Genomic DNA, 12,572 nt, shown 5'->3' on the forward strand with positions numbered 1-12,572 from the left:
TTATGCAGACAGTTTGTTTGGAATTATCAAAATATGTACTTGCATTTCTTATGGCTTTCTATGCACTCGCGGCATACAGGGGTGCAGTAATAAGAAATGAAGATAAAAGAAAAAAGATATACCGGATACAGAATATTATAATGGTAATTGTACATTTTACTGGTTATCTTATAATGTATGTTGCGTATGATGATATGAATTATATATATCTGTATTTTGCACAGCTGGTATATCTTGGTGCAGTTATTATGCTTTATATGGTATTTTATCCTAAAGCATCAAGACTGCTTGTTAATAATATGTGTATGCTGATGGCGGTTGGCTTTGTTATGATAGCAAGATTAAGTTATACCAAATGCGTAAAGCAGTTTGCTATAGCGGTTGCGGGCACATTGCTTACGCTTGCCATTCCGTGGTTGTTAAAGACTGTGAAAAGCTTCAGAAAGATGGGATGGATATATTGTGGCACAGGACTTGTGCTTCTGCTGGCAGTTCTTCTTGGCAATAAGATATATGGAGCTAATCTTGTTCTTACAATAGGACCTGTGTCAGTACAGCCGGCAGAATTCGTAAAGATATTATATGTAATGTTTGTAGCTTCGATGTTTAATAAAGCAACAACATTCAGACAGACTGCTGTAGTTACAGCATTTGCCGCACTTCATGTTATAATACTTGTGCTGTCAACAGATCTTGGAGCAGCACTTATATTTTTCGTGGTCTATATTGCTATGCTTTATATTGCAACCAAGAATGTGTTATATGCAGGTGCAGGCATTATGGGTGGAGGAGTTGCAGGTGTTATCGCCTATAAGCTTTTCTCTCATGTAAGAAAAAGAGTTATAATATGGAAAGATCCGTGGAGCCATATTGATGATAGTGGTTATCAGGTATGCCAGTCGCTGTTTTCAATAGGAATGGGTTCGTGGTTTGGATATGGTTTTTGCCAGGGTATGCCGGATAAAATTCCTGTTGCAGAAAAGGATTTTATGTTCTCAGCTATTTCAGAGGAGTTTGGATTAATATTTGCTATATCGTTATTACTGGTATGCCTTAATAATCTTATACTTATGATGAACATTGCATCAAGATGTAAGACATTGTTTTACAGGCTTGTCGCAGTTGGACTTGGAGTTACATATGGCTTTCAGGTGTTCCTTACAGTTGGAGGAGCAATAAAGCTTATTCCGATGACTGGTGTAACACTGCCGTTCGTAAGTTATGGAGGAAGCTCTATAATAAGTTCGTTAGTGATGTTTGCACTGATTAATGGAATGTATAATATGAGACTTGATGAAAGCGAGTATGAAGATGACAGAAAAGGTAAAAATGCAAAAAAACAATCAACAGCAAAAACAACGCCGAAGAAACATCAGGCGTAAAGAAAAAGAAACGGATATTGTAGAAGGAAGTAAAAAAGGCCTTAGAAACAGGGAAACTAATATAATATCTTTTGTGTTTATAGGCTTATTTGCAATTATGATAGTATATCTTTGTGTATTTAATATCAAAGATGCCAAAGATGTTATTAACAATCCATATAATAAAAGAATAGATAATCAGGCTGATAAGGTTGTGAGAGGCGATATATATGCTTCTGATGGAACAGTGCTTGCAACGACTGATACGGCAGATGACGGTACAGAGACAAGAGTGTATCCACAGAAAAAGCTTTTTGGCCACGTCATAGGATATAATTCCAAGACGAAGATGGGAATTGAGTCAACAGAGAATTATTATCTGTTATCTGAGACAGATAATATATTTGATCAGATATCCAATGATTTAACAGGCGATAAGGCAAAGGGACATAATGTGTATACAACATTGGATACAACCTTGCAGAAGGCAGCATATAAGGCACTTGGCAGTAACAAAGGTGCTGTGATAGTTATGGAAAGTTCTACAGGAAAGATACTGGCAATGGTTTCCAAGCCTGATTTTGACCCTAATCTGGTAGATAAAGATTACGATAAATGGATTAATTATGATAGTTCAGAGTCGGTTCTTTTAAACAGGGCTACACAAGGATTGTATGCACCGGGTTCAACCTTTAAGATACTTACAACACTTGAGTATATAAGGGAAAATGGTACAGATAATTCATTTATGTATGTATGCGACGGAAGTGATTATGAGGAAGGTGGAACAACAATTCCATGTGCAGATGGAAAAGCACATGGAAAGCAAGATCTTGTAGATGCTTTTGCTAATTCCTGTAATTCAGCCTTTTCGCATATAGGTGCAGGACTTAAGCTGACCTCATTTAAGAATCTATGCACCTCATTTTTATTTAATAAGAATATACCGGTCGCATTTGAATATAATAAAAGTTCATTTGCACTGAGTGAGGAGTCAGGCATAAGTGAAGCACAGGAAACTGCAATTGGACAAGGAAAAACTATGATAAGTCCACTCCATAATCTTATGATAGCTGCAACAGTGGCTAATGATGGTACAATGATGACACCATATCTGGTTGACAGAATAGAAGATGCTTATGGCAGAGTAGTAAAACAGAATAAACCAACAGTTATTGACAAGCTTATGACAAGTGACGAAGCACAGTATCTTACAGAATGTATGGAAGAGGTTGTTGATTCAGGTACAGGTGGTTCAATGAGATGGTCATCATATAATGCTGCTGGTAAGACTGGCTCGGCACAATACGATAATAGTGATAATGTACATTCGTGGTTTGTTGGATTTGCTCCGGCAGAGACACCAGAGATTGTAGTAAGTGTTGTGCTTGAGGGTGGCTATTCAGGTGTATCAAGTGCACAGTATATAGCGAAGGCTGTATTTGATGCGTATTTTCAATAATATGTTAATATGTTTGGCAGGAGCTTATTTGTTGATGACGTCATATATATAAGAGATTGCGAAAAATGTCAGAAAACAGCACGCTATGTCAAACATTTAGCCTTGATAAAAAAATATCAGCATTGTATAATGGATTGGAGGAAACGATATGTCAGAAGCAGTAAGCTGTGGAGGAGTTGTAATATTCAGAGGCAAAGTTCTTGTATTATATAAGAATTTTATGAATTCACGAGATGGCTGGGTACTTCCAAAGGGGACAGTCGAAAAGGGAGAAACTTATGAACAGACAGCTGTGCGTGAAGTGAATGAGGAGGCAGGTGCTGATGTAAGAATAAGAGCTTACATTGGCAGTACGAATTATTCATTTAAGGCTGGACACAAGAACATCGATAAGATCGTTCACTGGTATCTGTGTGAATCCGACAGCTATGACTGTGTGCCTCAGAAAGAAGAATTTTTTTACGATGCAGGTTACTATAAGTATCACGAGGCGTATCATCTTCTGGAATATCCGAATGAGAAACAGATACTTTCAGATGCTTATACAATGTATAGACAATTAAGAAAAGAAGGAAACTGGTGAGTAATGGTAGTAGATTCAGTTAATATGTTAGATGGTAATGTATATCTTGTAAGTCAGGGAGATAATATTAAACCGGCTGGTGCAACTGATTTTGATAATGTAATTAACAACATAAGTTCAGGAAGCGAGTCATTAGATGATATATTTAATGAAGTATCCAATGAATATGGTGTCAATGTTAACCTGTTAAAGGCGGTTGCAAAGGCAGAGTCGGATTTTGATACAGAAGCAGTATCATATTGTGGGGCACAGGGGATTATGCAGCTTATGCCGACAACGGCAGAATCGTTAGGCGTTGAAGATCCATTTGATGCAAGACAGAATATTACAGGTGGAGCGAAGATGCTTGCGTATCTTTTAGATGATTACAATGGTAATGTTACACTTGCCCTTGCTGCATATAATGCTGGAAGTGGTTCTGTAAGCAAATATGGTGGAGTTCCTCCATATAAAGAGACATTAGGATATATAGACAGAATTAATGATATATTAGGTGGAGCACTTTCTTCCGATTCAACAACAATTGATGGAGCTGGTGCTACAGATCTTTCACAGAGTATATGTGTTGGCGATACAGGAATAATGGTTGATTCCCAGAATAACAGCCAGCAGGGAGAGAATAACCAGGAGCTTTCAGCACTTAGAAACCAGATAACAGCTAATAAGTACAATATATCTGATGCAGTATTAAAGAGCCGTGCATCATCAGGAACAAGCAGTTCCAATGTGCTGTTCAGCTATGATGATTACAAATATGTAATTAATACATATAAAGCAATATTATCAAAGCTGTTAGCGGTATCATCGACTATTAATACAAGTGATGATAGTAATACATATAATACAGCATACAATAATTACAGTGATGATAACAGTGCTTTAGGATACTATAAGAATGGTCTGCTTAGCACAAGTCAGGCAGTCCTTAAAATGCTTAATATGAATTAAAGATTATAACCAGCATTAACACTGCTGGTTTAAATAGACAGCGAACATTGCCGCTTTGCAATTGATAGCAATGTAGAATGTGAGGGAAAGATTATGAACAATAAAAGAATTAAGGTTACATTATACAACAGAACATATAAAGAGATAGATATGAGTGACTTTACTTGTCTTCCAGAAGAATTATTTGCTAATAGAGATGACATTGTGGAGGTTGTGCTTCCGGAAGGTGTTAAGGTTATAAGCAACAATGCTTTTGAGAACTGCCAGAGGCTGGAGAAAGTAGAATTTCCATCGACACTTGAAAGAATTGAAAGTGAAGCATTTCTTAACTGCTTTAATCTTAAGAGTGCACAGTATGGCAAAGATGTAAAGATTGACCCTACATCATTTAAGGGATGTGCTAATCTTACATATTAATTTGTGGTTTTAATATTAATAATATGGCAGGAGCGGTATATATGGCGTGTGAGGGAGAGGTGCACAGCCAGCAGATTACAGCTTCCTGCCATTTTGTATTAAATCAGGACAATGATAAGTTAGAATAACCGTACTTGACGAATTGTCATAACTAATATACAATTCAACGTGGAAAAATATATAAATTACATTCAATGAAATCTGTTAAAAGTACAGACTTTAATACGTAACAGGAATGTGGAACGGAGAGTAAGATGAGCGAAAAGAAGACATTTGTAACATTAGAGCAACTTAAGGAGATTGATAAGACATATCCTACACCTTATCATCTTTATGATGAGAAGGGAATAAGAGATAATGCAAAGAGATTAAAAGAAGCATTTGCATGGAATAAAGGTTATAGAGAGTATTTCGCGGTAAAAGCTACCCCTAATCCATACATATTAAATATATTAAAGGAGTACGGCTGTGGAGTTGATTGTGCATCTGAGACAGAGCTTATGATGGCGTATGCACTTGATTATAAGCCGGGTGAGATTATGTTCTCATCTAATGATACACCAGCAGAAGAATATGCTTATGCCAATGAGATTGGTGCAACAATTAATCTTGATGATATTACACACATTGAATTCTTAGATAAAATACTTGATGGAAAGTTTCCGGAAACTATGAGTTGTAGATATAACCCTGGCGGATATTTCCAGCTTGGAACATCAATTATGGACAATCCGGGTGATGCCAAGTATGGTATGACACACGATCAGATTATTGAAGCCTTTAAGATATTAAAGAGCAAGGGTGTTAAGCATTTTGGTATACATTCATTCCTTGCAAGTAACACAGTTTCTAATGAATACTATCCAACACTTGCCAAGAGTTTATTTGAGCTTGCTGTAGAACTTCGTGATAAGACAGGAGCTGATATTAAGTTTATTAACCTTTCTGGTGGAGTTGGTGTTGCATACAAGCCAGACCAGACACCTAATGATATTGCTGTTATCGGTGCTGGCGTTCATAAGGTATATGATGAAATTCTTACAGCAGCTGGTATGGGGGATGTTGCGATATATACAGAGCTTGGAAGATTTATGCTTGCACCTTATGGCTGTGTTGTAACAAAGGCTATCCACGAGAAGCACATTTATAAGGAGTATATTGGTGTTGATGCATGTGCAGTAAATCTTATGAGGCCAGCTATCTATGGTGCTTATCATCATATTACAGTAGCAGGTAAGGAAAATGAGCCTTGCGACCACAAGTATGATGTAACAGGTTCACTTTGTGAGAATAGTGATAAATTTGCAATTGACAGAATGCTGCCAAAGATTGATATGGGAGATTATCTCATTATTCACGATACTGGAGCACATGGTTATTCTATGGGGTACCAGTATAATGGTAAGTTGAGATCAGCAGAGCTTCTGCTTAAGGAAGATGGAAGTGTACAGATGATAAGAAGAGCAGAGACACCAAAAGATTATTTCGCAACATTTGATTTCTGCGATAAGCTTGATAAGCTTAATTTAAATTAATCATTGATTAAAATTAACGATTGGAAATAGGTATATGAAGAATTTAGGATATATTGCCAGTGAGATAACAAAGGGTAAGAATTTATCAGATAATCTTGTTAAATATGGAAAGGGATTGTCATCATTATATAATGGTCTTGCTTATATTAAGATGTCTATGAATTATTATACAATTCTTAATATGATTAAGGATAATGAGATAGATGATGAGCTGTTTCTTGAAATGTTCCAGGGTGTCAATGAGATAATAGAGATTTCTTCCATAGATTCAGCTGTTGCCAGTGAAGATGTTCTTACAGACAAGATTAGTTCGCTAAGAAACCGTCTTATAGCTATTATGGAAAGCATAACTGATTATGTTGACAAGTTTAAGATATACGAATATGTATTGAACAGAGTAGAATACCGCTTTAAGGATGATGAACTTGATGAGGAATACTATAATACATATATGACTAATGACATAATGCACTACATTTTATCTGATAAAGATAATGTATCTATCAATGGAAGAATATCTGAAATGGTTGGCCAGCTTCCGATAAGAATGTCAAAAGCAAGATTTTATGATCATATTAAAGATGCATTTACGCTGTATCACGGAGCACAGAAACAGACAATTGATGATTTCTATTATTCGTTAAGTACAAGTGCGATGTTAAAAGATGCTGATAAAGACTCAATGTTCTTTAAGGATATGAATGATTTCTATGTAACGTTAAAGAATGCAGATTATAAAAATCTTGACAGCAGTGAGTACACACGTTTAAGGGGTGCACTTGATATAGCTACAGAGAAGATGAACAATGCAGCTGATATATATGTGCTTCTTGCCCAGATAATTAATGATTTGTATACAATTATATTATCTGATAATAATACAATAGGGGATAATACAGAGGTAAATGTTGCTAAAGATATTATTCTTAAGTCTAAGAGCCTGTTTGAAGATGAGCAGGAGCTTGATGAGATAGCAGAACTCTTTACAGCTTTTGAGGGCAAACAGGAGCGTATATTAGAAACTGTAATGGCGGCTGATTTTGCAACACAGTATGCTGCTGCCAACCTTAATGATACATTAGATGAACTTGCACTGTCAGATATGTACAGCTCGCTTGAAGCAATCGGCAAGCTTCAGTCAGGAAGTGACTTTGTTGATATATCGCCTAAAGAATATTTTGATGAAATTCCTGATGATTCATATGCTGATATGGCGGCAGAAAAGCTTATTACAGAGCTTGATAGGTTATTTACAGACTGTCAGCAAAGTGTTAAAAGAGCAGTTATGGCGGCTGTATTATCAATGCTTCCAGTGTTCTTTAATAATACGGAAGAAATTCAGGATTATATCAACAGTTCATTAATACAGTGCAGTGATGAAGCTGAGAAGAAGGCTGTTGTTGAAGTAGTAAGAATGATTATTGCCGGACAATAAATGTATATTAAGCGGTCTTGTACTGCTTGGAAACGAGGAATATTGTGAAGTGGTATAGAAAGCTGTATATTGGTGAGAATGCAAAGAAAGATAAATATAAAGTATTTGGACATATAAGAAAGAACAGATTTTGTGCAGATACATTTTTGATAACACTTGCTTCTAACACTTGCAATATTCTGGATATATATTCGGCTAATATGCTTTTACAACCACATTTTAAGAATAAAAATGTAAACGAAGAAATATATGTAGTTGGACTTGCTAAAGGACGTGATGAGGCACTTAATCTTGTGAGAGATATAATTGATGAAGTGTATAATGCTACAGGTGGATTTGATATAAGAGAATATCTTGGATTTGGCAATAAATAATAATGGGGGCATTAATGGTTCATATTATATTATTAATTCTTAAAATAGCAGGAATAGTGCTTCTATCATTGCTTGGAATATTAATTCTGCTGGTGCTTATGGTTTTATTCGTGCCGGTAAGATATAATATTAGTGCTGATTATCATAGCAGGCTTACGGCAAATATTAAGATAAGCTGGCTTCTTAATGTTCTTAGGCTAAAAGCATCATATGCTAATGACTTATCGGTTAAGGCATATGCTATGTTCTTTAAAATATTCGATAATAATTCGGATAAGGAGAAGAAGCAAAAGAATAAAGAAGGCGATAAGTGCATTGATGATATGTATGTGGCGGACAGCAGTCAGGAAACTGCCGGACAATACGCTGCTGGTAGACAGAATGAAACAAGTGGTGCTGGCAATAGTCAGGATACTGCTGTGCAGGTTGAATCATTAGAAGCTGAAAAAGCCGTTGCTGATAAAAAGATGGTGGCAGATGAAGCTTTAGAAAAGACAGATGAAAAAGCCTCAAGGAGTTCTTCTAAAGAAAGGCTGGAAGAAATTCATAAAAAAGCTGACATAAAGCAACATATAGAAAGCAGAAGTAATAACCAGCATAATGAGGATGATAAACATAATAGGCAGTCAGTCAGCCAGCCTCATAAGAAAAAAGACCTCATTGGCAGGCTGAAAGCAGCACTTAATAGTGTGAAAGATAAGCTTATAAGCATAAAAAGCAAGTTTAAAAAGCTTTTAAAAGCCATTGTGGATAAGAAGCGAAGTGCTTGGCAGAAGATTAATGATTTAAAAGTAATTATTAATGATGAAGAGAATAAAGAACTTGTAAGGCTTATTAAGAAGGAACTTAAAGAACTTATAAGAGAAATAACACCGGTTAAGTATGATGTTAATGTGCGCTATGGTTGTGAAGAACCATATATGACAGGCAGGATATTAGGAGTGATTGCGGTTATATATGGAATTACAGGTGTTCAGTTTAATATAACCCCTGAATTTGAACAGAAAGTGCTGGAAGGGGATATATATATGAAAGGCAGGGTAAGAATATACCGCCTGCTTTTGATAGCTTTAAGAATATATAAAAACAACAGGTTTAGAAAGCTTGTGTTTAATAAGGGTTAGTAATGGAGGATTAATATGGCAGAGAATAAGAATGATTTTAATGAAACTGTTGCATCGCTTTTTAAGGGTATGGATTCCTTTTTATCAGCTAAGACAGTTGTTGGGGAAGCGGTACACGTTAATGATACAATTATACTTCCATTAGTTGATGTATCGTTTGGTGTTGGGGCCGGTGCATTTGCTGGTGATAAGAAGAATAACGCCGGCGGTGGTATGGGAGGCAAGATGTCTCCAAGTGCTGTTCTTGTTATCCAGAATGGTGCAACTAAGCTTGTTAATATCAAAAATCAGGATACTGTAACTAAGATTTTGGATATGGTTCCAGATGTGGTTGACAGAATAACTGGCAAGTTTGGTGATGTAAAGATGGATGATGATATTGATGAAGCTATCAGTGATGTTACAGATGAAGAATAGATTATAAAAAATGAGTATACAGCATATACATTTACAAAATGGATAATATGTATATCTGCGCCATATGTATTGATAACATCATAAAGATAAGGGCAGTGTACATAAGAAGAGGATTGTTATGTGCAGAATGTTGGGCTTTATTATGTTCTGGATTGCGGTTGGAATGATTATAGGGTTAATCTTTACAGGTAGTATGTTCTGGCATATAGTTATAATAATTGCTCTTATTATTATAGGTTATAATATGTTTTGTCATTAAAATGTAATATTTTTAGTAAAAAGGTGTTGCAAAATGTAATATGTTCTGATACAATAATTTCTGTTGTGGGTAAATTTACCCAATACCGGTAAGGAGGTGTAATTGATATGGCTAAATGTGCAGTTTGCGAAAAAGGTGCTCACTTTGGTAATGCAGTGAGTCATTCTCATAGAAGATCTAATAAGATTTGGAATTCTAACGTTAAGTCTGTTAGAGTTAAGGTTAATGGAGCAACAAAGAAGATGTATGTATGTACTTCTTGCTTACGTTCAGGTAAAGTTGAGCGTGCCTAATGCTATTAATTTTCGAAAATTTATATCAGTACATTAAAGTGAATTGCACAATTTAATAAAATTGCGTAATTCACTTTATTTATTTTAGCTTTGATAGTATAATGAAAATATACTTTATATGTGGGGAAAGTTTGACTGCGCAAAACTTCTTGCAAATATGCTTCATAAGAGGCTTTGCATAGATTCCTTAAAATACAAGTCGCAGTATGGAGGCTAGATATGAATGGAACATTAAACAACAAATTAGGAAAAGTATCCATCTCAAGTGATGTTGTTGCTCAGTATGCTGGTTCAACAGCAGTTGAGTGTTTCGGAATTGTCGGAATGGCGGCAGTAAGTATGAAAGATGGTCTTGTTAAGCTGTTAAAAGGTGATAGTCTTACAAGAGGTATTAAGGTTGAGATAGACAGTGACAATAGAATAGAAGTTGATTTTCACGTTATAGTTTCTTATGGTGTAAGCATTTCAACAGTTGCTGACAACCTTATTGAGAATGTAAAGTACAAAGTATCTGAATTCACAGGCCTTGAAATTAAAAAGATTAACATATATGTTGAAGGCGTTCGTGTTATAGATTAATTGTTTTTATAAAGTAGATTGACGGGCCTTGTTTATGGCAGAATGGAGGAAATAAAGTGGCTACTACTACAATAGATGCAGCACTTGTGCAGAAGATGTTTCTTGCAGGAGCTAAGAATCTTGAATCAAAGAAAGAATGGATTAATGACCTTAACGTATTTCCAGTACCAGATGGTGATACAGGAACTAATATGACTCTTACAATTATGTCAGCGGCGAAAGAGGTAAGTGCAATTGCCAATCCAACAATGGAGAGTCTTTCTAAAGCTATTTCTACAGGTTCATTAAGAGGAGCAAGAGGTAATTCAGGAGTTATTCTTTCTCAGCTTCTTAGAGGTTTTACTAAGGAAATATCACACGTTAGTGAGATAACTGTTGAGACACTCGCAGTTGCAACACAGAGAGCGACAGAGACAGCTTATAAGGCTGTTATGAAGCCAAAGGAAGGAACAATCCTTACAGTTGCAAAGGGTGTATCTGATAAAGCGGCAGAGGTTGCAGGGAATGTGACAGATTTAGAAGAAGCATTATCAGTGATTATTGATTATGCAGAGGAAGTGCTTGCTAAGACACCAGAGATGTTACCAGTATTAAAGGAAGCTGGAGTAGTAGATTCAGGTGGACAGGGACTTGTAGTTGTTCTTAGGGGAATGTTAGATGCCCTTACTGGAAAGGTTACAGATTTCACAATTACAGAACCTAATGCTGAGTTTAAATCTGGTTCTAGTATGCCTGGAAAAGGTGCTGCTATTGAAGATGTAGATATTAAGTTTGGTTACTGTACAGAATTTATAATTATGCTTGAAAAGTCATTTGATGAAAAGACAGAGGCGGACTTTAAGGCATTTCTTTCATCAATCGGTGATTCAATTGTGTGCGTTAATCTTGATGATATCGTTAAGGTTCATGTTCATACTAACCATCCTGGTCAGGCATTTGAAAAGGGGCTTGAATACGGTCAGCTGACTAAGATGAAGGTTGACAATATGAGAGAAGAACATAACCAGAAGGTTGTGGCACAGTCAGAGATGCAGTCAGCTATTGCCGCAGATGCTATGAAGAAGCACGAGCAGGAGAAGAAGGAACAGGAATCTAAGAAAGATTTCGGTTTTGTTACAATAGCTGCTGGTGAAGGTATAGCAGAGATATTCAAGGGTCTTGGTGTTGATGAAGTAATACAGGGTGGACAGACAATGAACCCATCAACAGAGGATATTCTTAATGCCGCAGAGAAGATTAATGCAGATACTATATTTGTTCTTCCTAACAATGGCAATATTATTCTTGCTTCTAATCAGGCTGCATCAATTATTGAGGATAAGAAGATTGTTGTTATTCCAACAAAGACAATTCCTCAGGGAATTACAGCTATGATTAACTTTGAGATGACAAGAAGTGCAGAAGAGAACGAGATGGCTATGCTTGATTCACTTTCAACTGTACAGTCAGGTGAATTAACATATGCTGTAAGAGATACTTCAATTGACGGCAAAGAGATTAAGAAGGACAATTACCTTGGACTTGGTGACAAGGGACTTGCGGCTGTTGGAACAGATATGAATACAACACTTATAGATATGCTTGATACATTTGTGAATGATGACTCAGAACTTATAAGCGTATACTATGGACAGGATATTAAGGAAGATGATGCCAACGAACTTGTATCACAGATAGAAGAGAAGTTTGACGGTGTTGATGTGGAACTTCAGTATGGTGGCCAGCCAGTATACTATTATATAGTATCTGTTGAATAATAATTAAAGATATTAGCCCTTTATTTAA

General features: G+C 36.1%; 14 protein-coding genes. All 14 read left to right on the top strand.

What is annotated here, in order from left to right; translation table 11 throughout:
* Window positions 1–2: 2 nt before the first annotated feature.
* The gene (locus tag WMO14_RS01310) at window positions 3–1,382 is read left to right on the top strand and encodes an FtsW/RodA/SpoVE family cell cycle protein (RefSeq protein ID WP_349153145.1); all 1,380 of its coding nucleotides are present in this window, start codon (window positions 3–5) and stop codon (window positions 1,380–1,382) included.
* Complete coding sequence (locus WMO14_RS01315) at window positions 1,306–2,823, top strand: penicillin-binding transpeptidase domain-containing protein (protein WP_318255807.1); 1,518 nt, start codon at window positions 1,306–1,308, stop codon at window positions 2,821–2,823. The genes WMO14_RS01310 and WMO14_RS01315 overlap by 77 nt, the downstream gene beginning before the upstream one ends.
* Window positions 2,824–2,971: 148 nt before the next feature.
* On the top strand, window positions 2,972–3,406 hold the full coding sequence (locus WMO14_RS01320) for an NUDIX hydrolase (RefSeq protein ID WP_022501828.1): 435 nt from the start codon (window positions 2,972–2,974) through the stop codon (window positions 3,404–3,406).
* 3 nt (window positions 3,407–3,409) lie between these two features.
* Window positions 3,410–4,354, top strand: a complete 945-nt coding sequence (locus tag WMO14_RS01325; RefSeq protein ID WP_090140039.1) for a lytic transglycosylase domain-containing protein — start codon at window positions 3,410–3,412, stop codon at window positions 4,352–4,354.
* A 93-nt stretch (window positions 4,355–4,447) separates the two neighbouring features.
* Window positions 4,448–4,771 carry a leucine-rich repeat protein gene (locus tag WMO14_RS01330; protein WP_022501826.1) on the top strand — a complete coding sequence of 108 codons (324 nt, stop codon included), beginning with the start codon at window positions 4,448–4,450 and terminating at the stop codon, window positions 4,769–4,771.
* A gap of 254 nt (window positions 4,772–5,025) precedes the next feature.
* Window positions 5,026–6,306, top strand: a complete 1,281-nt coding sequence (locus tag WMO14_RS01335) for a diaminopimelate decarboxylase (protein WP_349153146.1) — start codon at window positions 5,026–5,028, stop codon at window positions 6,304–6,306.
* 34 nt (window positions 6,307–6,340) lie between these two features.
* Window positions 6,341–7,741 carry a hypothetical protein gene (locus WMO14_RS01340; protein WP_022501824.1) on the top strand — a complete coding sequence of 467 codons (1,401 nt, stop codon included), beginning with the start codon at window positions 6,341–6,343 and terminating at the stop codon, window positions 7,739–7,741.
* 44 nt (window positions 7,742–7,785) lie between these two features.
* The gene (locus tag WMO14_RS01345) at window positions 7,786–8,115 is read left to right on the top strand and encodes a hypothetical protein (protein ID WP_022501823.1); all 330 of its coding nucleotides are present in this window, start codon (window positions 7,786–7,788) and stop codon (window positions 8,113–8,115) included.
* Window positions 8,116–8,129: 14 nt separating this feature from the next.
* Window positions 8,130–9,239 (top strand): DUF2953 domain-containing protein, encoded by a 1,110-nt coding sequence (locus WMO14_RS01350; protein WP_022501822.1) that lies wholly within the window; start codon window positions 8,130–8,132, stop codon window positions 9,237–9,239.
* Between the two features lie 15 nt (window positions 9,240–9,254).
* Window positions 9,255–9,656, top strand: a complete 402-nt coding sequence (locus WMO14_RS01355; RefSeq protein ID WP_022501821.1) for a GerW family sporulation protein — start codon at window positions 9,255–9,257, stop codon at window positions 9,654–9,656.
* A 118-nt stretch (window positions 9,657–9,774) separates the two neighbouring features.
* A complete protein-coding gene (locus WMO14_RS01360; RefSeq protein WP_022501820.1) occupies window positions 9,775–9,915 on the top strand; it encodes a hypothetical protein in 141 nt (46 codons plus the stop codon).
* A gap of 107 nt (window positions 9,916–10,022) precedes the next feature.
* The gene (rpmB, locus tag WMO14_RS01365; RefSeq protein ID WP_022205439.1) at window positions 10,023–10,208 is read left to right on the top strand and encodes a 50S ribosomal protein L28; all 186 of its coding nucleotides are present in this window, start codon (window positions 10,023–10,025) and stop codon (window positions 10,206–10,208) included.
* A 219-nt stretch (window positions 10,209–10,427) separates the two neighbouring features.
* Window positions 10,428–10,787 carry an Asp23/Gls24 family envelope stress response protein gene (locus WMO14_RS01370; RefSeq protein ID WP_022501819.1) on the top strand — a complete coding sequence of 120 codons (360 nt, stop codon included), beginning with the start codon at window positions 10,428–10,430 and terminating at the stop codon, window positions 10,785–10,787.
* Between the two features lie 56 nt (window positions 10,788–10,843).
* Complete coding sequence (locus tag WMO14_RS01375; protein ID WP_349153147.1) at window positions 10,844–12,544, top strand: DAK2 domain-containing protein; 1,701 nt, start codon at window positions 10,844–10,846, stop codon at window positions 12,542–12,544.
* Window positions 12,545–12,572 lie beyond the last annotated feature (28 nt).

Origin of the sequence: Lachnospira rogosae (ex Hitch et al. 2025), assembly GCF_040096455.1 — a bacterium.
Classification (GTDB): Bacteria; Bacillota; Clostridia; order Lachnospirales; family Lachnospiraceae; genus Lachnospira; species Lachnospira rogosae.

Bases quoted from the DNA above. Each gene is read 5' to 3' on its own strand.
- WMO14_RS01310 (WP_349153145.1), top strand. From the start codon at position 3: ATGCAGACAGTTTGTTTGGAATTATCAAAATATGTACTTGCATTTCTT.
- WMO14_RS01315 (WP_318255807.1), top strand. From the start codon at position 1,306: ATGAAGATGACAGAAAAGGTAAAAATGCAAAAAAACAATCAACAGCAA.
- WMO14_RS01320 (WP_022501828.1), top strand. From the start codon at position 2,972: ATGTCAGAAGCAGTAAGCTGTGGAGGAGTTGTAATATTCAGAGGCAAA.
- WMO14_RS01325 (WP_090140039.1), top strand. From the start codon at position 3,410: ATGGTAGTAGATTCAGTTAATATGTTAGATGGTAATGTATATCTTGTA.
- WMO14_RS01330 (WP_022501826.1), top strand. From the start codon at position 4,448: ATGAACAATAAAAGAATTAAGGTTACATTATACAACAGAACATATAAA.
- WMO14_RS01335 (WP_349153146.1), top strand. From the start codon at position 5,026: ATGAGCGAAAAGAAGACATTTGTAACATTAGAGCAACTTAAGGAGATT.
- WMO14_RS01340 (WP_022501824.1), top strand. From the start codon at position 6,341: ATGAAGAATTTAGGATATATTGCCAGTGAGATAACAAAGGGTAAGAAT.
- WMO14_RS01350 (WP_022501822.1), top strand. From the start codon at position 8,130: ATGGTTCATATTATATTATTAATTCTTAAAATAGCAGGAATAGTGCTT.
- WMO14_RS01355 (WP_022501821.1), top strand. From the start codon at position 9,255: ATGGCAGAGAATAAGAATGATTTTAATGAAACTGTTGCATCGCTTTTT.
- WMO14_RS01360 (WP_022501820.1), top strand. From the start codon at position 9,775: ATGTGCAGAATGTTGGGCTTTATTATGTTCTGGATTGCGGTTGGAATG.
- rpmB (WP_022205439.1), top strand. From the start codon at position 10,023: ATGGCTAAATGTGCAGTTTGCGAAAAAGGTGCTCACTTTGGTAATGCA.
- WMO14_RS01370 (WP_022501819.1), top strand. From the start codon at position 10,428: ATGAATGGAACATTAAACAACAAATTAGGAAAAGTATCCATCTCAAGT.